Below are 22,492 nucleotides of genomic sequence, written 5' to 3' on the forward strand. Positions count from 1 at the left end.
CATCCGCCACCCTCAGATTACGACGTTGGCAAAGCTCTCGACTGTGACGATCGGACGTGGTTGTCCCGCCAGGCTTTCTGCATCGGTCAGACGCTGCGCCAATGGGTCGGCATCGCTAAGGGGGCCAAAGTTCAGCCCGGTTAATTTTTCCAGATCCCGGACGCGGATCTGGAATGTCTTATAGGCACCAAACTCAAATCCACCGACAGATTCCACGCTCCCCTGGTTCGAGAGCATCTGTTGGATGACCTCAACCTGGCTGAGTACATAGGCGGTGGAATGAAGGCGAAGAATGCCTTCGCTGCCATCCTCTTCGGCCAGCATGGTCACAAGCTTGAAGAACTTCAGGGGTACCGGCGATCCGGTATCTTTCAACATCGGCTCGTCACCGGTCAGGATTGGTCCGGTGAACACACAGGCCTTGAATCCATGTGTGCGCACATTTGTCATGATAAAGTTCTCAAGACCCAACCATTGCGCGTGGCTCCGGTTAAAGGCCCGGTGCTGTGGGGCAGCAGCGGTATAGTGAAAGCTGTCATCATTGGCCTGTTTGGCCTGTGCATCATCGACACCCCAATTTGTCGCCGCACGGCGAACCAGGTGGCCCCGGTCAATATCCGCGTGATCATAATCCTCTTTGCCGAGTTGGACATTTGCCGGGATGCGCAGGTCAGCGAACCACTTGTCGCTACCTCGTTTTTGCGGTCGGGTTTTGGCACCATCGATATTCAGCGCGGCAATGATCGGTGTTTTGAAAGTCGCAGAATAGAGAATGCCGAAATTCTGATAGCGCAATTCGTTGGGGCGTTCCGGGGTCGCATCCGACGGAGTGGCAAGTCCAAACGCATTCGGTACTATCGGCAGAGGGACCTCTGCCACTTGAAGGAAGTCCGGGTTGTACCCGTCGCGCGGTTCAAAATGGTCTGCGTCATGGTTTCCGTCAGGTCGTTCTGGCCGGACGATTTCAGTTCCGGGGATCGAGGTCGGCACCGCCCCGTCCAACAATGCGTTGACCGTGCTGATCCTGACCGCCGAGTTTCCGACGCCGAAGGTACCTGCATAATGCAGACCAACCGCTTTGCCGCTGTCCAACGAGATCACAGGCGAGCCCGAGTTGCCGCCCAAAGTCGTGCAGTCATGGCGCAGGATCGTCACGCCGCCATCTTCGATGAGAAATCCGGGCGAAAAGCGTTTCACGTCATACAGGTCGTTGAAATAGTTGGACATCTGCGTGGGGTCATTGCGCAGGGAATCCTTGGCGGGATACCCGATCACCGCGACGCATTCGCCGTGCTGGGCATCCGTATCGGCGCGCGGGATCGGCGTAGGCGTGAAATTGGCCGTATCTGCGGGCAGGTCGATCTTTCCAAGCGCGATATCTGCGGCCGCATCTTCGGCGATATAGGTGAACTTGCGAATGTCGAAAAGCCGGTCGGGGTCGGGTGTCGAGCCGACCTCTTCCAGGAAATCTATCCGGGCGCCATAGCGGGCATTGCCGGGGGCAAACATGAAGACACCATCGCCCAGGAAACTGCGCCGCGCGACCAGCTTGGCAACATGGCGATTGGTGATGATCAGCAGATGATCGTCCTTCTTTTCGATCACCCAGCCAGTGCCACCCCAGCTAAAGTCATGATTGATAAACTCGATCCGCCCGACCGAGGCGATATTGTCTTCGGCCTTGCCGATACGAATGTCGATATCCGGCGGAAAGTCGGATGACAGCGATTGTTTGCCTTCAACCTTGCCGCCACGCACAATCAGGGGAGGGCGTCCCACGGCGCGCACGATGGCTTCAAGTTGCGAGGGCGTGGAGCCAAAGCTCTCTAGCTTGTTCAGCTGCGCGCCCATCAGTTCACGGGCACGATCCGGCGTCAGGCCCATTTCGCCAAGAATGCCGGGACTGGCATCCAGAACCTCGCGCGCCTTGTCGATCGCGCCGGCATTTCCAAGGCCTTCCAGCCGGTTGAAGGTTTCCTTTTCGAAATCGCTCATGACATTGGTTCCTCAGCTAATATGAAGTCTTCTAAGTCAATCGGTCTGACCTTTGGGATCGAGGTAATCTGGCCGCATCCCGGTTTCGACAAGCATGGCCAGCGCCGGGTGAAACACCACCGGCGCCCGGCTTTTGGTCAGCCGACCCAGGATGGCCTCGGGTCCTGACCCCTGGGTAAGCCCTTTGGCAACACTCGCCAGACGGCGTTGCAGGGTCTGAGTGGTTTTCTTGCGCCCTTCGTTCAATGGGTCCGCCCAAAAGCTAAGAACACGGTCTGCCAGGCCATGACTGCCACGTTCCAAAAGCTCGAGGGTTCGGCTGGACGTCAGGTCGCTCCATTTCCGAGAGGAATTCCATTCCGGAGGCGGGGGCGACGGGAAGGCCCAATAGCCGCCGATGACCTGCTGCCAACGTCTGGCCGCACGCGCAAGCGTTGGGAGATCGGGAATCGGGTGGTAAAAGCTGTATCCTTCGGCCCAGTCCGAGGTCAGGCCCATGGCGCGCAGCAATGACAGCACGTCGGTGGGCCGGTCGGACATCTGGGCCATTGCGTCATCGATCCCCTGCAGGCCCGGGGCAAAGATGTCAGCCGCCTCATACAGGCCGGTGGCAAGGTTGGACAAATCGCTCAGAACACGACCCCGGCCGCTCACCTGAAACTCGTCGACAAGTGCCAGCATCCGGTCGAAATAGGGGTTCAACGGGGCCAGGGCGAGCCCGTAATCATCCGTCGGTAAGTCTGGGTTGGGCATGTCTGGTTCCGAATACTCCAACCCGAATTCCTGACGGATACCCCCCGCGAAGCGCAGTCTTTCATAGGTTAGTTCACGCGGGCCGTGATCCAGATAGGGGGCGATCAGGCCCAGAACCTCATGATCCCCCTCAAAGCTCATGCCCATTGCGATAAGCGCGAATTCCAGCGCTGCGGACTGCATTCCAATCCGGGATGATCGGTTCACAACGCGCAACGCGACTTCGTGGAATTCCTTGTCGTGCAGGTTCTCGATCAACTGTCTGAACCGGAACTCCCCCAATACCTCCAGCAGGATGCGGCCTTCCAGCTCGGGCCGCTCGTGCATTTGCCTTAGCACTGTGTCTTCGGGCAGAAGGTTGAACAGATCACGTGCCATGGACCAATGACCGCTTTGCCAGTTGTGGCACAGGATCAGGATACCAACCTCGCTTGCCGGATCATAGGCGCCCCGCAGCCCCTCGCGGATGATATGGGTCGCTTCGCGACGCTGGCCCTGTTCCAACATCGCGCGCAGGTCATTGACAGCGCGCTCATCCGGTGAGGCGACATATCCGCGGCTTTTGATAATCTGCGCCCGTGCAGTGGCCGCTTTTGGGGAAATTTGTACCAGTTTCGATGGGGGCAGATCGGAACCGCTGTCCAGCCCGGCTGCGCTGTATTCCCGCTGCTCGGTCTTTTGCACCGGGGCCGAACGCTGGCCGCGTGCCTGACGGATCAGGTCCTGCGCGTCGATTGGCAGCTCGGTCAGAAGATGTTCGGGGAAGCGTTCGGCCAATGAGGGGTCGATGCTTGGCGCGGCTTCTCCGACGCGCATAAGCTGAAGCGAATGGTACAGGAACAGCAGCGGATCGCGGTCGGCGTAATACGCACAGGCCGCGCGGTTGACCTGCGCGGTTTCGATGGGGCTTTGGCTGTAGGTCGGTTCCAACAGGTCCCGCCGCATATCGGCCTTATGGGTCAGTTGACCTTCGGTGGCGGCGTCCATCAGCCAGGATTGCAGACCAAGATCCGCGACGATTGTGCCTGCTTCGTCGCTGAGGTCGCCCAGCCCAAGCGCCGGTGCGACGATGCCGTTCAGATTGTCGGCGTTTATCTCGCTAAGAACCATGCCGTAATTGGCAATGCCGCGCAGATGCACGGGCAGGCGCGATGTGACGGCCCGGTTTACGATGCCTGCAGCAATCGGGTCATTCTCGTCTTCGGAGACTTCGGCCAATCGGCCCTCGGTCTGCACCTCGTCAATCAACAGCCGCAATTTCAACGGGTTGCCCTGACAGCGCAAAATGATCTGATCGCGGAATTCCTCGGGGATTCCGGCCTCATCCAGCGTTTGATTGACCAACTCGTCTTCGATCTGGTCGAGCTTGATGTATTCGCCCCGTCTTGGGTGATCATCGCCGAAAATCGGCCCGCGACCGGCAGAGATGATCGATACTTCGATCTGTTCCTTTTCCACAAAACGGTCCAGATCGCTCATCAGGTTGTTCACGAAAGTAGCGCCCTGACCATCCAGAACTTCAAGCGTATCCAGCAGGATAACCAGGCGCAGACCGGCATCAGCCACCGCATTGATCATCGCCCGGATCAACTGACGCGGTGTAAGGTCCGAGCTTTCGTAGATCTCTCGGGTGACCTGTTCGGAATAGCGCAGCCGCAATCTGCGCAAATCGGGCGCCGCCTGTGGTATCGCGGTGCCGATCTGGCGCGAGACCTCTTCAAAGATCGGACCGGTCTGCAATGAGGGCTGATCGAAATCCAGCCGGATCAGGATGACGTCGTCGCGTTCGCCGGTGATCTGGATGATGCGTTCCAGAAGGTAGGATTTGCCGATTCCGTACTGACCTTCGATATGCAGGGTTTTCAAAGGGGCATGGCGCAACGGATGGTCGATCCAGCGTTGAATCATGTCGATTTCGCTGACTCGCCCCACGAATTTCTCACCTAGGCGCTCTTTTGATCGGCGCTCGCGTCTGAGCAGGTTCAATCGGCTGCGCAGCCTGAACAGGCGGTCATATCCCGGCGCTTTTTGGCCTGCACGCTCTAACGTGACAAGGTGCTGCGACAGGTTTTGTTCATCTGTTTCCGCCTCGATAAGGTGATCCAAAGCGCTCGGTGCGAAACCTTCTCGTCCCGACAGAGCCTGCACGATCTCGGTCTGCGTTGCCGCCGAGTCGAACTCTTCGATCCCGGATAATTCGCGATGTCGTGCAGTCAGGCGCAGTATCCATTTCGTAGAGCTGCCCGACTTATCAACATGGCTCAACTCGCGCAGGGATGACATCAGCCGGGCCCGTAGCACCCGGTTGCGGTACTCATCTTCGCTCAGCACCTCGCGCATAAGCTGCCGTGGTTCAAATGCCCCGCGAAGGGCGGCGGCGCGCAACAGGCGCGAACGGAGTTCTTCCTGCGCCTCGTTCATCCTTCTATCTCCAGAAAGCGTTTGGCCTCTTGGCGAACACGGGTGACAACGGTTTCCAGATGTTCGCCATCGAATTCACCTGTGTTGTCAGGGCTCAACCCGGCCAGAGCAGAGTCCACCATTGCCCGTCGAGCAGCCGGTGTCAGCTCTTTTGCCGGGTCAAGCGAAGTGATCATGCTGTGAATTGTAGCCTCAACATCGCTACGTGTGAATGGTCCCAGCTCTTCCACCAATAGGCCGCTGCGCTGCGCGCCGTCGACAGCGCCGACATTGGCAAAACGCAGGGGCGACAGGCGATAGGTCTCATAGCCTGCGAGGATCAGGCGCAGGTTCTCGGATGTGGGCAAGCATTTGGCGATGTGCTCGAACTGTACCTGGGCACGTGGTGAGAGCCCTTCGGGCGGGTTGTCGAAATAGATCCACCATGTTTGCCCTGCGGTTTGGGCGGCCAGGTCCATGTCCGCAATCAGGGTCTCCGCGCGGCTGCCCTCGAATGCAACATCGGTGGTCTGGGCGGCGGTTGTTCCAGCAGCAGCGTCTGGCGAGGCGACGGTCCCGTTGACCTTCTCGGCTAGATCAGCAAGTAAATCGTCCGTATTCAGGGTCGGCCCCAAACGAATGCAACGATGTTGCGGCGCGGCGTTAGGTGCTTCTTGCATCAGCAGATAGGATTCCAGCATGTCATAGCTGAATCCGAGACCGCGAATAGACGTCGTATCCTCGCGCCTGATCCAGATCCCACGCAGTTTGGATTTGGGATGATCCAGCATATGGGCAAGGCCGGTTACGAATTGGTTGCGGCCGATGATGATGGTTCCGTCAATGTCGCGGCTCAGCGACCACATGTCCCGCTGGTTCGAGTTCTTGTTGATCAGATCTTGGAAGTCGGGGTCATCGTGGAACTGCTCGAAAGGGACAAGCCGTTTGGTCGTCTCCCATTTGCCCTGGTGGATGCCCAGAAACCTGAACTGGCTGTCAAAACCGGGGCCACCCGATGACCCGCCGGATGTGTCGATGTCATGAGGGAACCGCTTGGCGCCAGGTTCTCGGTGCACTTTGCCGGGCATGAACCCCTTGGTGACACCTTCGGGGTAGTGGACCAATGTGAACAGGTCTGCACCCTCAAAATCGGGGGGATCGCCGGTCACATCGACACTGCCATAGGTATGCCCCAGCGGCAGGAATATCCGCAGCAGCGCGATATCCACCTCATCGCCCGGCGGCAGGTTCCCGGCCTTTTCACTGTCGTGATAGGGCCAGAGCTTTACGCATTTTGCCCGGTACCGCTTTTCGTCCGAGGCCAGTATTTCAAGCCGAGGGTCGACCCCGGCGGGCACGGCGTTTAGCGGGTCCAGAACATGGGCTGCGGTCAGCACTAGGTTTGGGGCCACAAACGCGCCGGATCCTTCGAATGTGTTGTTGATCCAGATCTGACAGCGAAAGCTTTCCGCGCGCGGGGCAAAATCGCCCAATGCGGCAAAGTCGAACGAATTATTTGCCGGTGTGCCGATCAGGGTGCCGTCAAACCGAGCGATGTTTTCGGCAAAAATCAGGTTACGGTCGCGCGGCACAGGGTCGGCGCCGCGCGCGCGCAGAAAATTGAGGAACTGTTTGACCTTCGCAGCGTCGACCAGAATTTCCAGCAAGACATCGGCAAGCGTTTCGCCGATATCTTCGTCTACACTTTCCTCGACGGCTTCATAATTCACCGGGTCATCAGGGTCGGGAAACAGCGCAGTCAAAGCATGACGCACAATCGGTTCATGCTTTCGGATTGCAATCCGGATATGCGCTGCATTCACCATCCGTGGCTTATCCCATGCCCAAATAGGCGCTGAGGGCCGGTTTGTCCGACAATGCGGTGTCCAGCCCCGAGGTCGGGGCGTCTTCGCCAACCATGGCCTCGGCCCCACCATCGCTTTCGGCGATGCGTTTGCGGGCCCCACGGCGATAGCTGAGCCAGATGATCTCATTGGCGTAATCGGCCATGTCAGGGGTAACCTCTCCGGCGGCGGTGCTGTCTGTTCCCGCAAGATGCGAGACCAGAATGTTCAATGTTGGGGTCGCATTCGGATCGGGTGCCGCCGGGCTTTCGGCGCCTGTGGGTAGCGGCGCGTCCAGGACCGCCTGAGCGTTGATGATGCCCGCGCCAAGATCGGTGGCCCCGTTCCAGACGGCTGGCTTGTTCATCCCGTGTTTGGCACAGTGCAACCACATCGCCTGAACGGTGGTCCCAGCATTCTGGGCCTTTTGCAACAGCGCCGCCCGACCGCCGTGATGTGCGACCCACAGCGCTGCAACGCCTCCAGTCATTGAGGTGGCAAGCGTGGTACCCTGGCTGGCGCGGATACCCGAGTTTGGGTCGGTCGCCTTGTTCTTGGCCGCGCCCCACACGTTTTCGCCATAGGCCGAAAAGCTGACCTCGGGGCCACGCCCAGTTTTGCGCCAGGGGCGTCTGTCGGGCTGCAGTGCAGCGACAGCTGTGCAGATTTCCAGTGATGCATAGGCGGCGGGAAAGACCACGTTCGGATAACAGTTGCCCGCGGCGCAGACGATGACCAGTCCGGCCTGTACCGCATTGCGCAGCGCCTGTTCGGTTGAAGAGACCCGCACCGGCCCGCCAAGCGCCATCACGATGACATCGGCGTTTTGGTTGACCGCATGAGAGATTGCCGCAGGAATACGCAGCTGTGTCATGTCGATCACCGATTTGATCGCCCGGATTGGCAGAACCTTGGCCGCAGGGGCCGTACCGGTTATCGCCCCCGGCGAGGTGGTATCGCCATTCATATCGGCCCCGCCCCGCGATCCGACGACCGAGGTGACAAGCGTGCCATGACCAGGATGTTTAAGGACGCCGCCTGAAAACCGGTCACGCGCATCCCCGTTCCCTTCGACAAAATTCCACATGCCGTTGGTTTCAATCACGCCCGCCAGTTCGCTATGGTCGGAATAGCCCGTGTCGATCACCGCGACCTTGCTGCCCTGACCCCGGGTGTGCTGCCAGGCCAGCGGTGTCTTGATCCGTTTGTGGTGCCAGCCATAGGGCCGAGAGTTGTCGCGCTTGGTTTCGCAGAAACTGAGAAAGCTTTCCGTACCCACATGTGCAGCCCCGTACAGGCTGTCTGGCAAGACCGGGTTGGCCTCGGCTACGTCCAGCGCCATACGGAGGGCACGGCCAAATGCAAAAACCTCACGCTCTTGGCCTTTTGGATCGATCTCGGGGAATTCAACAAAGAAAAATCGATCCGCATCTGCGTCGAAGACCGCTTGGGTACTGGTGGCAACATCAGGAAGTGCACTACCCACACGTTCTTGAATAGCCGACAACGATTGCGGTGTATCCGAGACCACTTCAATGACTAGCGGATCGCCGTCGAGCGAGACATCGGACCTTGTTAGGGCGTCATATTCCTGCATGGCAAATATCCTTATACAAAAGCAAAAGATGGTGGGGCGCATGGGCCAACGCCGTAAGCGCCAGCGCGGTCAGCAACAGGGTGAATGCGCTGGCGCGGGGGTCGGGGCGAAGAACGGCGCGCTCCGACAGGATGATCACTGTCAAAAAGATCATGACGGCAAAGTCGTGGGTCCCCAGCATGACAAGCATCATCGGCAAGCAAGAGGTGATGCAATCGCGCGCATAGGTCAGCCCAAAGATCAGCACATCGCGGTCGGCACTTGGACCAAAGGCGGCCAGGACCGGACGGCTGTGGCATTTCCTTAATGCGCTGCGTTTTTGCGGGCTGAACTGCCATGCTGCGGCGCACAGGCAAGCCAACGGTGCAAACACGGTTTGGTGCAGAACCGGCGCCAGAAGAAACGCAGCAAGCGCGCCTGCGACCAGCCAGGCCAACAGATATGGCAGAACAAACAGAAGTGCCGCGCGTGATCTTCGATCTGCGAAGCTGCGCGCGCGGACATGTGCGATCTGCGGAACAAGCGTTGGAAGCATCATCGCCAGAACCATCGCCGGCCAATGCAATGAGGGCGCGGGCACCAAAGCAAGCCAAAGCCATGCAAGCGCGGCCACGCCAAGTGTCGTGCGTATTTCGATATCGGCCCGTCCAAACAGGCGAGGGCGATCTATTCCGGTAGCCGACGCCATGGGCGATCAGTCGAAATAAAGGTTTATGCGGCCGATCTCAATGTCTGGCTGCTGTTCTGTTGGGGCGATCTGTTCCAACCCTGGTACTTGGCCAAAGGCCTCGCTGTCATCAAACATCCGTTGAAACCGGATTTGCAACCTGTTGGCGTCGCCTTGGCTCAGCCCCAGTGCGAAGGCCAGCTTTGTGATCTCGTAAGTCACCGCAAGGCCGTTGCCGCCATGTGGGCCGTCCGGGTTGCTTGCCTGTTCAAGGCCAAACGGCGACAAGGTGCCGATAATCGCTGGCGGCAAAGCGTCATCCGGAAGATCCAGCATGACGCGGTAAGATCCGGGCATGCCACGGCCCTTGATCCCCTCAAGATGCAGGTGAACGCGCCGGGTGGTGCCGGGGGCCTCGGCGCCGGAAATCAACGCGACTGAAGTGTCGAGCTTTACGCCGGCAGTGGTCATTGCACCACGCAACTTGACCGGAGCTTCGCTTGCGCCGGCAAGCTCGGGTTCCTTGCCTGCCATGACGAACTCCTCTGCTGGAATGGCGGGTTCTACTGCTGTTGGAACGCCGTCATATTGAAACCCGTGCAGGACGCTTGTGCTGTCCAGCATTTCTTCGCTGTTGAAGGTGAATGCCGCGCCATCGCCATCATGCATCGAGAATGTCTGGCCTGCGCGCCACAGTGGCGAGGGTGGGGCGACATGGCTCGGGTCGGCGTTGCGCCAGACTTCCCATAGCCGATCAATGTTGCAATGGTGCAGCCAGAAAATCGGATCAAAGGCCGCAGTGGCCGGATTTGCCATAAAACCGCCAGAGCCCCCAATCCAAACGTGTATATCGTTATGGGGCGTGCTTTCCAATGCGCCATTGTCCCCACCGCCGGGGTGAAACCCGGTTTGCGGGCCACCAAACCCTGATGAGAAGCCGGGCGTATCATTGGTGAAATCTTCATGATCCAACGCATCCAGCGACACCACGTCGTCCGGAAATCCGAAATCTCCATTCACCACTACACGTCGGCGGGAAAACAGGAAGTTGCGCGTGCCGTCTGACTTGGTCGGCTCACGGAACGCCACAGGAAGGCGGCGCGCATTCGGGTTTTCTGACAGGGGTTGGGAATAGTCCCAATAAGGCAGCGCCCAATCCTGCGGCCCGCCCAGATCGGCGACGGCTTTGCCGACGACGGCCTCAAATGCGGTGATATATCCGCGGTGCCAGGGCAGGAAGAACCAGCTTTGGTGCTGGCATTGGTTCCAGAATTGTCCGGAACCGGGAATGTCCGGAAAATTCTGCGGCTGCCCATGAACTGCGCCCATGAAAAACCACGATGTCGGGTCTTCCAGATCTCGGTCCCAGAGAACTTCGACAGCACGCTCATACCAGATCAGAGTTTCGTCGTTGGCTGGCAGGGTCCAAACGTTTTTGCGGATTCTTGTGGCCATAACAATACCTCAAACTGCAAATAAATCTTGGAATCTAATAATGCGCCGAGTGTAACACTTGCGTGGTTTTATGTTAACCAAAATGAATCCAAGCCATAGCAGGGTAGGCCTAGACAGGTGTTGACAGTGCCGATGTGCGTTTCCCAGATAAGGTGATTTCAGAGTGACGCGCGGCCTTTCGCTTGCATTCTAAGTCAGAGGCGCCAGTTACTGTTTATTTGTGAATTGGACGGCCGCAGCTGCAGTGGGCACACTTGCCGAGTACCCGAAAACAAGGGTGAATTCACGTAACTGTGAAATAATTCTTGCAACCGGTTGCAAAGAGAATCATTGTGGTGTCGAAAAAAGGGAATCGGGGGCGCGGGATGCTAAAAGTAGGATTGCTGGGGGCTGGGCGCATTGGGCGTGTTCACGCGCAGGCTATTGCAGCGCATCCTTACAGTGAACTGAGCGCGGTGTCTGATGCACTGCCCGAAGCTTCGGCGCGTTTGGCTGAGGAATTCGGGGCCAATGCGCGACAGTCACAAGAGATTATTTCCGATCCTTCGATAAATGCGGTGCTGATCGCCACGCCGACGGATACGCATTCCGACCTGATCGAAGCGGCCACCCAAGCCGGGAAAGCGGTATTGTGCGAGAAGCCGGTTGATTTGAGCCTTGAGAGGGCTTTTGCTTGTCAATCCGTTGCAAAAGCCACCGGCCAGCCTGTCATGGTCGGCTTCAATCGTCGATTCGACCCGAATTTTGCTGCTTTGAAGGCTGCGTTTGAGGCTGGTGAGGTCGGCAAGGCCGAGTTGTTGTCCATTACATCTTTCGACCCAGCGCCGCCACCGGTGAGCTATGTCAAAGTATCAGGAGGGCTGTTTCGGGACATGATGATTCATGATTTCGACATGGCGAACTTCCTGATGGGTGACCTGCCGGAAGTAATCTCGGCAGTGGGCACATCGGTTGTTGACCCCGAAATCGGTGCCGTAGGTGATGTGGACACGGCGGTCGTGACAATGACTTATGCAGATGGCCGGATCGCTGTGATCAAAAACTCTCGGCGTGCGGCTTATGGGTATGATCAGAGGGTTGAACTGCTGGGATCAGAAGGGATGCTTCAGGCGCAAAATATCCTTGAAAACTCAGTGGTTAAGTCAACTTCGAATGGCGTGACCGGTGCCAAGCCGACTTACTTTTTCCTTGAACGCTACATGTCTGCCTATCGCGCCGAATGGGATGCATTCGTTAGGTCAGTAAATTCTGGATCAGGGGTGCCTGTAACTCTGGACGACGGTGTCGCCGCGCTTGCTATGGCCGAGGCCGCAACCCGTTCTGCGCAGTCCGGACAGTCGATGGTTTTGGCCAAAGTTTTGAAACCGGTTGCAAAATGATCGGATATGCGGAAACTTGGGGCAGCTTCGCCCCGGATCGGGGCGAAGAAGATTCGGTTTAATCGGAAGATTGGGGCCAAGACCCCAACACACTGTTCAAACGGGAGGAGAAACCATATGAATAATTTCTTTAAAGGCGCACTGGCAGCTGGTGCACTGGCGATGGCCACGCCTGCATTCGCGCAGGAGATCGTCGTTGTGTCTCATGGTCAGGCCAATGACGCCTTCTGGAACGTCGTGAAAAACGGCGTTGAGCAAGCGGGCAAGGATGTCGGCGTGAACGTGGAATACCGCGCACCCGAGACCTTTGACATGGTTGCGATGTCACAGCTGATCGACGCCGCCGTGAACCAGGAACCGGACGGGTTGATTGTCTCGATCCCGGATGCCGATGCACTTGGCCCGTCAATCGAACGTGCTGTTGCTGCCGGAATTCCGGTGATCTCGATCAACTCGGGTTCGGACGTGTCCAAACAGCTGGGCGCATTGCTGCATGTCGGTCAGGACGAGTTTGATGCGGGCAAGGCCGCAGGCGAAAAGCTGGCTTCGATGGGTGGCGCAAATGCGATCTGTGTGAACCACGAAGTCGGAAATGTGGCGCTTGACCTGCGTTGCGCCGGTTTTGCCGAAGGCTTTGGTGGCAGCGTCGAAGTTCTGCCGACCTCGAACGATCCTTCAGAAATCGAAGCGAAGGTCTCGGCCGCTCTGGCCGCGAATGACGCTGTCGACACAGTCATGGCGCTGGGTGCAAGTTCGGCTGGTGAACCCACGGTAGCGGCTGTGAAAGCATCGGGCCGTGATGTGAACGTGGCCTCGTTCGACCTGTCTGCGAACTTCCTGCAGTCCATCGCCGATGGAGATGCGGCATTTGCCATCGACCAGCAGCAGTATCTGCAGGGCTATCTGTCTGTGAACTTCATGGGCCTGCATGCCAAATACGGTCTGATGCCAGGTGGCAACGTGCCATCGGGTCCGAACCTGATCACACAGGACAAGGCAGCCCAGGTTATCGACCTGTCGGCACAGGGTATCCGCTGATCCGTTTGGGACAGTGAAAAACAGAAACGGCGCCAGGTGCGCCGTTTCAACCGAATTGGGAGGGAAACATGAGTGAGTCAGCGCCCGTCACTACGGACGAACGCGTAAAGAAAGAACCGTTTCTGACCAAGCTGATGAAACGTCCAGAGCTTGGTGCCATGGCCGGTGTGGTACTGGTGGTCATTTTCTTCGCGCTCACGGCAGACGATTCCATGTTCACGCTGGCTGGAGTTATGAACTTCATGACGCCCGCGGCACAGCTGGGTATCCTGGCTATCGGAGCGGCGCTGCTGATGATCGGGGGTGAGTTTGACCTGTCGATCGGTTCGATGGTTGCCTTTGCAGGCCTGTTCTTTGGTGTCTGCGTGGTGACTTGGCAGTTACCTCTGATCATTGCGATCCCAATGACATTTGTTTTTGCGGCCTTTGTTGGGGCGGTGAACGGCAATATCGTCATACGGTCGGGTTTGCCTTCTTTTATTGTAACTCTGGCTTTCCTTTTCATTCTGCGCGGTCTCTCACTGGTGGGTCTCAAAGCAGCCACTGGGGGGTCAACCCAGCTGCGTGGCGTGCGCGACGTAGTCGAAAACGACTGGCTGGCCCCGTTCTTCTCGGGCGAAGCTTTTGCCGGTTTGTTTGCCTGGCTGGCTGCAAACGGATTGATCGACACATTCAAAAACGGGGCGCCGAAAGTACCGGGCATTCCGGTCGAGATTTTGTGGTTTATCGTTCTGGCCCTAGCGGCGACCTATGTTTTGCTGCGGACCCCAGCTGGAAACTGGATTTTTGCCGCCGGTGGCGACAGTAATGCGGCGTCGAATTCTGGTGTGCCGGTGAGCCGTATCAAAGTTTCTTTGTTCATGCTAACCGCCTGTTGCGCGGCGCTGGTTGCAATCATCACCGTGATCGACGCGGGATCGACCGATGCGCGCCGTGGCTTCCAGAAAGAGTTTGAGGCCATCATTGCGGCGGTGATCGGGGGCTGTCTGCTGACCGGCGGCTATGGATCGGCCATCGGGGCGTTCTTTGGCGCGATCATCTTTGGCATGGTGGTCATCGGGCTGACTTACACGGATTTCGATCAGGACTGGTTCCAGGTGTTCCTGGGCGCAATGCTTCTGATCGCGGTATTGTTCAACAACGCCATCCGCAAACGCGTAACCGGGGAGCGCTGATATGACTGAAGACAGCAAGTTCCATCACGGGGATGCGGTAAAGGATGTCGCGCCGATCGTGCAAATGAAGAATATCGAAAAGCACTTTGGTAACATTATTGCCCTGGCAGGCGTCAGCTTTGACGTCAGGCCTGGCGAATGCCACTGCCTGCTGGGCGACAACGGTGCCGGAAAGTCGACCTTCATCAAGACCATGTCCGGAGTTCACAAACCCACCAAGGGCGAGATCTTTTTCGAAGGCAAACCGCTGCAGTTTGACACGCCACGCGATGCGATGGAGGCGGGCATTGCGACCGTGTTTCAGGATCTGGCGATGATCCCGCTGATGAGTGTGACGCGGAATTTCTTCATGGGTCGCGAACCGACCAAGGGCAAGGGATTGCTGAAACGGTTCGATATCGACCAGGCCAATGAGGTCTGTATGGCCGAGATGCGCAAGATGGGTATCAATCTGCGCGGGCCGGATCAGGCCGTTGGAACCCTGTCAGGGGGCGAGCGTCAGACGGTTGCCATTGCCCGGGCGGTTTACTTCGGGGCCAAGGTTTTGATCCTTGATGAGCCGACCTCGGCACTTGGGGTACGTCAGACATCGAATGTTTTGGCAACCATCGACAAGGTGCGTAATCAGGGCGTGGGTGTGGTGTTTATCAGCCATAACGTGCGCCATGCGCTGGCAGTGGGTGATCGCTTTACCGTGCTCAATCGTGGCAAGACGCTGGGCACGGCCACACGTGGAGAGATCACACCCGAGGAATTGCAGGACCTGATGGCCGGAGGTCAGGAAATGGCCCAGCTGGAAGGCTCTTTGGGCGGAACGGTTTAACCGTTCCCCCGTCTGGGCCACAGGCCCGCTAATTTCGAAATTGCAGGAATGGCCGAGATGGCCTTGTGTTGAAAGGTATCACTATGGGCAACACAGTCCGACTGACCGCAGCGCAAGCTTTGGTGCGCTATCTGGGCGCGCAGATGAACGAAGCGGGCGAGCCCTTTATCGCCGGTGTCTGGGCCATTTTTGGCCATGGCAATGTGGCCGGGCTGGGCGAAGCGCTGCACGGCGCGAAAGACAGCCTGCCAACCTATCGCGGGCAAAATGAACAGACAATGGCACATTGCGCGATTGCCTATGCCAAGCAGACGCGGCGGATGCGGGCGATGGCGGTGACCTCATCCATTGGACCGGGGGCGACCAATATGGTCACCGCGGCGGCGTTGGCGCATGTGAATAGGTTGCCGGTTCTGATTATCCCCGGCGATGTGTTTGCCACCCGCGGGCCTGACCCTGTGTTGCAACAGATCGAAAGCTTTGGTGATGGTACGGTTAGTGCCAATGACTGTTTTCGCCCGGTCAGCCGGTACTATGATCGCATCTCGCGGCCTGAACATCTGTTGACGGCCTTGCCTCGTGCCTTTCGCACCATGACCGATCCGGCCGATTGCGGGCCTGTGACGTTGGCCTTTTGCCAGGATGTTCAGGCCGAAGCCTATGACTATCCCGAGAGTTTCTTCGAGCCGAGGGTCTGGTATCAGCGCCGCATTCGCCCGGATGAGGCGGAGTTGGCCCGTGCGGTGGCTGCGATCAGATCAGCCAAACGTCCCGTTATCGTTTCCGGAGGTGGCGTGCATTACTCCGGAGCGACGGATGTGCTGCAGAGCTTTGTGGAATCCCACAATATCCCGATCACCGAGACGCAGGCCGGGAAATCGGCGCTGGCCTGGGATCATCCGTTGAACCTTGGCCCGGTTGGTGTAACCGGTGGTGAACCGGCCAACGCCACCTGCGCCGAGGCCGATCTGGTGCTTGCTGTTGGGACGCGGTTGCAGGACTTTACCACCGGGTCCTGGGGGCTGTTTTCCAATCCGAACCGCGAGATGATCTGCCTGAACACAGCCGCCTATGACGCCGAAAAACACGGCGCAATGCCGCTGCAAAGCGATGCGCGTGTCGGGTTAGAGGAACTTGGCGAAGCCTTGCACGGCTACCGGGCCGACCCGGTGGCGGACACGCTGAAGGCAGATTGGTTTGGCAAGGTGGATGCACTGACCGACGCGCCCGGTGATGGAAACGCGTTGCCTACGGATATGCAGGTGGTGGGTGCGGTACAACGCGCCTCGGACAATAACACTGTGGTCATGTGCGCCGCGGGCACCATGCCGGGTGAGCTGCACAAACTGTGGAAAGCGCCCCGCCCCGGTGCCTATCACATGGAATACGGGTTCAGTTGCATGGGCTACGAGATCGCCGGTGCAATGGGGATCAAGATGGCCCAGCCCGATCGCGACGTGATCTGCTTTACCGGTGACGGCACCTATATGATGGCAAACTCGGAAATGGCGACGGCGGCGATGATGGGGGTCTCTTTCACCGTGGTGATCACCGACAATCGGGGCTTTGGCTGCATCAACCGTCTGCAAATGGGCACTGGCGGAGCCGAGTTTAACAATCTGCTGGATCATGCGGTGCACGAAACGCCCTCGGCCATAGACTTCGCTGCGCATGCGGCGGCGATGGGGGCGACCTCGGTCAAGGTGGGCTCGATCGTTGAGCTGGAGCAGGCATTGGCCAAACGTGGCGAGGTCACCGGCCCCTATGTGGTCGTCATAGACACCGATCCGTACCCGTCGACCGAATATGGCGGCACCTGGTGGGAAGTGGCCGTGCCCGAGGTCAGCATCCGCCCGGAAGTGAATGAAAAGCGCGCAGCCTATGAGGTTGCCATCAAGGAAAGAAACACGAAATGAGCGTGAAGATCGGCATCTCTCCGATTGCCTGGCAGAACGATGATCTGCCGGACCTGACCGCGGCTTACACGATGGAACAGGCCCTGAAAGAGGCGCGCGAGATCGGCTATACCGGCGTCGAACGCGGTCAGCGGATGCCCGGCGATACCGAAGGTCTGCGCGCCTATCTCGACACCAATGATATCGTCCTGTGTGGCGGTTGGTGTTCTGGGGCTTCTCTGGTTAACGATTTTGCCACCGAGCGCGAGGCCGTGCGCGCGCAGGTCGAACAATTCGTAGCGCTCGACAGCCCGTGCATCGTCTATGCCGAATGTTCGAACACCGTGCAGGGGCAGATCGGGGTCGCGGTTAATGACCGGGTGAAACTATCCCGGGATGAGGTGTTGGCCTATGCCGCCAAAATCACCGAGCTGGCCAAATGGATGGCTGATCAGGGCATGCCGATGGCCTATCACCACCACATGGGCACGATTATCGAAAGCGAAGAGGATGTGAACTGGTTGATGGAAGGGTCGGGCCCCGAGGTTGGCTTGTGCTTTGATACCGGCCACTTGCTGTTTGGTGGGGGCAATGTAATGGCGACGCTCAATCGGTGGGGCGACCGGGTGCGCCATGTGCATTTCAAGGACATCCGCCCGGCCGTTGTCCAGGATGTGCGCGAGAATAACCGCAGTTTCCTGGATGCTGTCGTCGCGGGCGCGTTCACCGTGCCTGGTGATGGTTGCATTGATTTTCAAGCCGTGGCGAATGCGTTGAAATCTATGGGTTATAGCGGCTGGATCGTGGTCGAGGCCGAACAGGACCCCGCCAAGGCCCCACCCCAAGAGTATTCCAAGATGGGTTACGACCACATTGTCGATGTCTGCGCTCAGGCAAGATTGGAGATCACCAACTAACAAACCGCCCCAAGGGGCAACACCAAGGCCATGAAGAAGGAGAAAATCATGGTAAGTCAAAGAATTGGATATGTCGGGTATTTTGACCGGGAATCCTGTGATCTGGACGAATTCAAGGTGTTGACCTCTCGGAAACTGACCTCGGACATGGTTCCGCAGGCCGCGATGATCGAAAAGAACGTCCCCGTCTATGACATGAATGCCCTGCGTCCCGCGCTGGAAGATACAGGGCAACGGCGCGCTTTGATGGCGGAATGGGGCCATGTGCTGAACCAATCCGCCGGGGTGATCGCGCTGAAAGGGGCCTATCAGGATCTGTCGGTGATCGACCGGGCGACCGAGGTTTTTCGGCAGATCATCGACGAGGAACGCCAAAGCGGCGAAGGCGAGGGTGATCATTTTGCCGCCTCGGGTGCGAATGACCGGATCTGGAATGCGCTGCAAAAGCACTGCCTGCGCGATCCGGAAGGTTTCTCAAAATACTTCGGCAACGCTGCTGTTGCCACCGCCGGCGAGGCATGGCTGGGGCCGAACTATCAGGTCACGGCTCAGGTCAATCAGGTCCGCCCCGGCGGTAAGGCACAGCAGGCGCATAGGGACTACCATCTGGGCTTTCAGACCGCTGAAAGCGCTGCCCGGTACCCGGTGCATGCACATCTGCTGACGGCGGCGCTGACCTTGCAGGGGGCAGTGGCACATTGTGACATGCCGGTGGAAAGCGGGCCCACCAAACTGTTGCCGTTTTCACAGCTATATCCAGCCGGATATATTGGCTTTCACGACCCCGCGCACAGGGACCACTTTGAGAAGAGCTATGTTCAGGTGCCGTTGAACAAAGGCGACGCGGTGTTCTTCAACCCCGCACTGTTCCACTCGGCCGGCGAGAACCGCAGCACGGATATCGACCGTATGGCGAACTTGTTGCAGATCTCATCCGCTTTTGGTCGTGCGATGGAGGCCATCGACCGCCGGTCCATGGCGCAGGCCGTACTGCCGTCACTGGTGGCCTTGAAGCGAAGCGGCGAGCTGACTGGGTCCGAGCTGGACGCGGCCATCGCGGCGACTGCCGAAGGCTATCCGTTTCCGACAAATCTGGACACAGATCCCCCGATTGGCGGTAATGCTCCGGAAAGCCAGGCGGATATCTTGCGGCGTGCGGTCGCCGAAGAATGGACGTCAGAGCAACTGACCTCGGCACTTTCGGCGTTGAAAACCCGACAATCCGCCTGACGTTACGAACCGGGCCAGCGCGCCCAGAAAGGAGGCCCCATGGCCAACCTGCTCAGGAAACCACGCGGCCCCTATGGCAAGGTGCATGACATCACCCCTGCCTCTGCGGGATGGCGCTATGTCGGGTTCGGTCTTTACCACCTACGCGCAGGCGACAGGGCGACCGAAGAAACCGGTGACAATGAGGTCATACTGGTCATGGTCGAGGGCAAGGCGCATATCACCGGGGCCGGGCAGGATTGGGGTGTGCTGGGTGACCGCATGGATGTCTTTGAAAAGACGCCGCCGCATTGTCTGTACCTGCCCAACGGAACCGATTGGCAGGCCGTGGCGGAAACCGATTGTGTTGTGGCCGTGTGTTCGGCTCCCGGCACAGGTGGCCACCCGGCGCGACGGATCGGGCCGGGTGGCATCACACTGACCGAACGCGGGAAGGGTGTGAATACCCGCTATATCAACAATATCGCGATGGAGGCCGAAGACGTCGCTGACAGCCTGCTGGTGACCGAGGTCTTCACGCCCAATGGCCACTGGTCCTCCTACCCCAGCCATCGCCATGATGAGGATGACTTTCCTCGCATAACCTATCTGGAAGAGACCTATTACCACCGTTTGAACCCCTCGAACGGGTTCGGCATTCAGCGGGTCTATACCGATGATGGCGATCTGGACGAGGCTATGGCTGTATCTGATGGCGATGTCGTGATCGTCCCGCGCGGGCATCATCCCTGCGGTGCGCCCTATGGGTTTGAGATGTACTATCTGAACGTCATGGCCGGCCCATTGCGGAAATGGCGCTTTGTTGCCGCCCCCGAAGTTGAATGGATCATGGAGCGTGACGCATGAGCGCGAATTTTGCGAATTACCCCGGTCTTGCGGGAAAAACAGTTTTTATCACCGGCGGGGCCGGGGGGATCGGCGCCGAAACGGTTCGCGCCTTTGCCGCCCAGGGGGCCAGGGTCGGGTTTGTTGATCTGAACGCAGATGCGGGCCAAGCGCTGCTGGCAGAACTGGATGGGCAGCATGCCTTTGCCCAATGCGATTTGCGCGACATTGAGGCATTGCAGGCCGCCTTCGAGCGGCTGGTCGCCGCGCTGGGCGAGGCGGATGTTCTGGTCAACAACGCTGCCCATGACGAACGCCACGACTGGCGCGAGGTAACGCCGGAGTATTGGGATGACCGAATGGCAACCAATATCCGCCATATGTTCTTTGCCATCCAGTCGGTGGCCCCGGGCATGATCGCTAAGGGCAAGGGGGCCATCGTCAACCTAGGCTCGAATTCCTGGTGGGAATGCGGGGCGGGGTTCCCGGCCTATGCCACCGCCAAATCTGCCGTTCACGGCCTGACCCGCACCATGGCGCGCGAGCTGGGCGACCATCGCATCAGGGTGAACACGGTAGTTCCGGGCTGGATCATGACGGAGAGGCAAAAAGAGTTATGGGTGACACCCGAGGCGCTGGCCAAGCAGGTGGATCGTCAATGTCTCCCGGACCCGATTGAGCCGATCTATGTGGCGCGCATGGTCCTGTTTCTGGCCTCGGACGACGCGGCCATGTGCAGCGCGGGGAATTTCATGGTCGAAGGCGGCTCGATCTGAGGTGATGCCGCTTGACGGTGCGCTCCCGACCGACTGGTAACTTGACGCCCTAATGCTGCGGCGGGGCGCCAAAGGCACGGATCACGGTGCGGGCAGCAGCCTCAACTGGGTCGTGCGTTTCCTTCAGGATCGTGACGCGGTCAAACCGTTCAGGATCACGATTGACGGCTTCACGCATGGCATTTCCGAATGCCATACGCAGCTCGGTCCCGATATTGAACTTGCAGATCGAGGTCTCGCGCGCCAGCTTCATACGCTGCTCTACCGGCACACCGGACCCGCCATGAATGACCAAAGGCACTTCGGTCACGGCATCGATTTCGGCGATACGCGCCTCATCCAGGCCACCTTCTTTGTTTTGCTGCAAGTGAACATTGCCAACCGAAATCGCCATCGCGTCGACGCCGCTTTCGCGTGCAAACTTCGCGGCTTCCTCGGGGTCGGTACCATTTGAGCCTTCGCCACCGGAATACCCCACAAAGCCGATCTCTCCCTCGCATGAAATCCCTGCCGCATGGGCCATTTCGGCAATGGCCGCGGTCTCATCGATGTTTTGCTGCAATGGCTTACGCGACCCGTCGAACATCAGCGAGGTAAAGCCGCTGTCCAACGCGATTTTGCAGTCCTCGAACGTGTACCCATGGTCCAGGTGGGCGACGACGGGGATAGAGGCGTTTTCGGCCAGATAGCGGAACATCTTGCCCAGAATGGGCAGGGGTGTGTGCTCGCGGCAACTGGGTCCGGCCTGCAGGATCAGAGGCGCGTTTTCGGCCTCGGCTCCGGCCACATAGGCGCGCATATCCTCCCATCCTAACGTGACCAGGCCGCCCACGGCATAGCCTTGTTCATAAGCCGGTTGCAGAACGTCTTTCAGTGTGGCGAGGGTCATTTGAATTTTGCAATCATGTCTTTGATGCCCGGTATGGTTTCGATCTGATAGGCATGGGTGGGTTGGAAATACTGGACTAGCGAGCGTTGGGTCAGGCCGCCGAGGATCGTGAAATAATACATCTCATACCCCGGCAGGACGCAGCAGGGGTGATAACCCTTGTCGATACAGACGGTCGATCCGTCCATGATATGATAGGCGTCGCCCGGTTCGTTATCCTCGCGCTGCAGCATCTGCAGGCCAGAGCCCCAGTTGGGTTTGAAACGGAAATTATAGGTCTCGTCATGGCGGGTCTCATCCGGCAGGCGGTTGGTATCGTGTTTGTGGCTGGGAAATCCCGACCAGCCGCCCTGACCCACGGTGAACAGCTCACTCACCAGCAGACGGCCCACCTTGTCATGCTGTTTCTGGCCCAGGATGTGCTTGATCTTGCGGTGGGTTTTGGTGTCGTCGCTGCCGTATTGCACCAGATCGTGCTGGCGGACATCGAACGGGTCCAAAACCTTGTCGTATCTGGCGCCTGCGATGAAGACTTCGGAATGATCCGAGATGCAGACGATCTGCACCTTCGCGCCAACAGGTGCATAAACGCCCTCTGGCTCTCCATCCCAGACATCCTCTCCTCGGTTGCCCAGCTTGGCAAATTGCACGCCTTCGACATCCACATCGACCGTACCTGTGGCCGGGACGATGCAGGTCTCATATCCCGGCACTTGATATTCGAACGCCTCGCCCTGTTTCAGTTTGACGATGTTGAAATAGTTCAGGGGCACCATTGGGTCATCGACATCCACGATGGGTTTGTTCTGGTTGTCATAGGGGGCGATATGCATT

The 22,492-nt window shown here is 58.5% G+C and carries 17 protein-coding genes; 9 read left to right on the forward strand and 8 right to left on the reverse strand.

Annotated elements, in window-relative coordinates:
- Positions 1–12 precede the first annotated feature (12 nt).
- Genes AC2FGB_RS06260 through AC2FGB_RS06285 form a run of 6 tightly spaced genes read right to left on the reverse strand, consistent with a single transcriptional unit; the run spans position 13 to position 10,711 of the window.
- Complete coding sequence (locus AC2FGB_RS06260) at positions 13–1,995, reverse strand: DNA/RNA non-specific endonuclease (RefSeq protein ID WP_496693628.1); 1,983 nt, start codon at positions 1,993–1,995, stop codon at positions 13–15.
- Positions 1,996–2,031: 36 nt separating this feature from the next.
- Complete coding sequence (locus AC2FGB_RS06265) at positions 2,032–5,169, reverse strand: ATP-binding protein (RefSeq protein WP_496693629.1); 3,138 nt, start codon at positions 5,167–5,169, stop codon at positions 2,032–2,034.
- Entirely contained in the window at positions 5,166–6,974 is a 1,809-nt protein-coding gene (locus AC2FGB_RS06270) for a S1 family peptidase (protein WP_496693630.1), read from the reverse strand. Before AC2FGB_RS06270 ends, AC2FGB_RS06265 begins: the two co-directional genes overlap by 4 nt.
- Before the next feature lie 7 nt (positions 6,975–6,981).
- Positions 6,982–8,589 (reverse strand): S8 family peptidase, encoded by a 1,608-nt coding sequence (locus AC2FGB_RS06275; protein ID WP_281972481.1) that lies wholly within the window; start codon positions 8,587–8,589, stop codon positions 6,982–6,984.
- Positions 8,576–9,277: a copper chaperone gene (locus AC2FGB_RS06280; protein ID WP_281995353.1), complete on the reverse strand. Its 702-nt coding sequence runs from the start codon at positions 9,275–9,277 to the stop codon at positions 8,576–8,578. Before AC2FGB_RS06280 ends, AC2FGB_RS06275 begins: the two co-directional genes overlap by 14 nt.
- Before the next feature lie 6 nt (positions 9,278–9,283).
- A complete protein-coding gene (locus tag AC2FGB_RS06285; RefSeq protein ID WP_496693631.1) occupies positions 9,284–10,711 on the reverse strand; it encodes a tyrosinase family protein in 1,428 nt (475 codons plus the stop codon).
- 365 nt (positions 10,712–11,076) lie between these two features.
- Between AC2FGB_RS06285 and iolG the strand changes: the two genes are divergently transcribed.
- From iolG to AC2FGB_RS06330, 9 genes are all read left to right on the forward strand, one after another.
- A complete protein-coding gene (gene iolG / locus AC2FGB_RS06290; protein WP_271948273.1) occupies positions 11,077–12,090 on the forward strand; it encodes an inositol 2-dehydrogenase in 1,014 nt (337 codons plus the stop codon).
- Positions 12,091–12,207: 117 nt separating this feature from the next.
- Positions 12,208–13,128, forward strand: a complete 921-nt coding sequence (locus tag AC2FGB_RS06295; protein WP_142635704.1) for a sugar ABC transporter substrate-binding protein — start codon at positions 12,208–12,210, stop codon at positions 13,126–13,128.
- A 68-nt stretch (positions 13,129–13,196) separates the two neighbouring features.
- The gene (locus tag AC2FGB_RS06300; protein WP_142635706.1) at positions 13,197–14,303 is read left to right on the forward strand and encodes an ABC transporter permease; all 1,107 of its coding nucleotides are present in this window, start codon (positions 13,197–13,199) and stop codon (positions 14,301–14,303) included.
- A 1-nt stretch (position 14,304) separates the two neighbouring features.
- Positions 14,305–15,126 (forward strand): ATP-binding cassette domain-containing protein, encoded by an 822-nt coding sequence (locus AC2FGB_RS06305; protein ID WP_142635708.1) that lies wholly within the window; start codon positions 14,305–14,307, stop codon positions 15,124–15,126.
- Positions 15,127–15,209: 83 nt separating this feature from the next.
- Positions 15,210–17,042, forward strand: a complete 1,833-nt coding sequence (gene iolD / locus AC2FGB_RS06310) for a 3D-(3,5/4)-trihydroxycyclohexane-1,2-dione acylhydrolase (decyclizing) (RefSeq protein ID WP_496693679.1) — start codon at positions 15,210–15,212, stop codon at positions 17,040–17,042.
- Positions 17,039–17,938, forward strand: coding sequence for a myo-inosose-2 dehydratase (iolE, locus tag AC2FGB_RS06315; protein WP_142635712.1), 900 nt, complete (start codon positions 17,039–17,041; stop codon positions 17,936–17,938). The genes iolD and iolE overlap by 4 nt, the downstream gene beginning before the upstream one ends.
- A 48-nt stretch (positions 17,939–17,986) precedes the next feature.
- Positions 17,987–19,168: a phytanoyl-CoA dioxygenase family protein gene (locus AC2FGB_RS06320; protein ID WP_496693632.1), complete on the forward strand. Its 1,182-nt coding sequence runs from the start codon at positions 17,987–17,989 to the stop codon at positions 19,166–19,168.
- Positions 19,169–19,207: 39 nt separating this feature from the next.
- Positions 19,208–20,014 (forward strand): 5-deoxy-glucuronate isomerase, encoded by an 807-nt coding sequence (gene iolB, locus AC2FGB_RS06325; protein WP_281972475.1) that lies wholly within the window; start codon positions 19,208–19,210, stop codon positions 20,012–20,014.
- On the forward strand, positions 20,011–20,769 hold the full coding sequence (locus AC2FGB_RS06330) for an SDR family NAD(P)-dependent oxidoreductase (protein ID WP_496688858.1): 759 nt from the start codon (positions 20,011–20,013) through the stop codon (positions 20,767–20,769). The genes iolB and AC2FGB_RS06330 overlap by 4 nt, the downstream gene beginning before the upstream one ends.
- A gap of 49 nt (positions 20,770–20,818) precedes the next feature.
- Here AC2FGB_RS06330 and AC2FGB_RS06335 read toward each other — a convergent pair whose 3' ends face one another.
- Entirely contained in the window at positions 20,819–21,658 is an 840-nt protein-coding gene (locus tag AC2FGB_RS06335; protein WP_496688856.1) for a class II fructose-bisphosphate aldolase, read from the reverse strand.
- Complete coding sequence (locus tag AC2FGB_RS06340; protein WP_496688854.1) at positions 21,655–22,491, reverse strand: 5-deoxy-glucuronate isomerase; 837 nt, start codon at positions 22,489–22,491, stop codon at positions 21,655–21,657. Before AC2FGB_RS06340 ends, AC2FGB_RS06335 begins: the two co-directional genes overlap by 4 nt.
- Position 22,492 lies beyond the last annotated feature (1 nt).

This window comes from Ruegeria sp. CDSC021, from assembly GCF_059610845.1.

What these genes read in the sequence shown, in the direction of transcription:
- AC2FGB_RS06335 (WP_496688856.1), bottom strand. Translation starts at nt 21,658, where the DNA reads ATGACCCTCGCCACACTGAAAGACGTTCTGCAACCGGCTTATGAACAA.
- AC2FGB_RS06260 (WP_496693628.1), bottom strand. Translation starts at nt 1,995, where the DNA reads ATGAGCGATTTCGAAAAGGAAACCTTCAACCGGCTGGAAGGCCTTGGA.
- AC2FGB_RS06270 (WP_496693630.1), bottom strand. Translation starts at nt 6,974, where the DNA reads ATGGTGAATGCAGCGCATATCCGGATTGCAATCCGAAAGCATGAACCG.
- AC2FGB_RS06280 (WP_281995353.1), bottom strand. Translation starts at nt 9,277, where the DNA reads ATGGCGTCGGCTACCGGAATAGATCGCCCTCGCCTGTTTGGACGGGCC.
- iolD (WP_496693679.1), top strand. Translation starts at nt 15,210, where the DNA reads ATGGGCAACACAGTCCGACTGACCGCAGCGCAAGCTTTGGTGCGCTAT.
- AC2FGB_RS06320 (WP_496693632.1), top strand. Translation starts at nt 17,987, where the DNA reads ATGGTAAGTCAAAGAATTGGATATGTCGGGTATTTTGACCGGGAATCC.
- iolG (WP_271948273.1), top strand. Translation starts at nt 11,077, where the DNA reads ATGCTAAAAGTAGGATTGCTGGGGGCTGGGCGCATTGGGCGTGTTCAC.
- AC2FGB_RS06330 (WP_496688858.1), top strand. Translation starts at nt 20,011, where the DNA reads ATGAGCGCGAATTTTGCGAATTACCCCGGTCTTGCGGGAAAAACAGTT.
- AC2FGB_RS06295 (WP_142635704.1), top strand. Translation starts at nt 12,208, where the DNA reads ATGAATAATTTCTTTAAAGGCGCACTGGCAGCTGGTGCACTGGCGATG.
- AC2FGB_RS06275 (WP_281972481.1), bottom strand. Translation starts at nt 8,589, where the DNA reads ATGCAGGAATATGACGCCCTAACAAGGTCCGATGTCTCGCTCGACGGC.
- iolB (WP_281972475.1), top strand. Translation starts at nt 19,208, where the DNA reads ATGGCCAACCTGCTCAGGAAACCACGCGGCCCCTATGGCAAGGTGCAT.
- AC2FGB_RS06285 (WP_496693631.1), bottom strand. Translation starts at nt 10,711, where the DNA reads ATGGCCACAAGAATCCGCAAAAACGTTTGGACCCTGCCAGCCAACGAC.
- AC2FGB_RS06305 (WP_142635708.1), top strand. Translation starts at nt 14,305, where the DNA reads ATGACTGAAGACAGCAAGTTCCATCACGGGGATGCGGTAAAGGATGTC.
- iolE (WP_142635712.1), top strand. Translation starts at nt 17,039, where the DNA reads ATGAGCGTGAAGATCGGCATCTCTCCGATTGCCTGGCAGAACGATGAT.
- AC2FGB_RS06340 (WP_496688854.1), bottom strand. Translation starts at nt 22,491, where the DNA reads ATGCATATCGCCCCCTATGACAACCAGAACAAACCCATCGTGGATGTC.
- AC2FGB_RS06265 (WP_496693629.1), bottom strand. Translation starts at nt 5,169, where the DNA reads ATGAACGAGGCGCAGGAAGAACTCCGTTCGCGCCTGTTGCGCGCCGCC.
- AC2FGB_RS06300 (WP_142635706.1), top strand. Translation starts at nt 13,197, where the DNA reads ATGAGTGAGTCAGCGCCCGTCACTACGGACGAACGCGTAAAGAAAGAA.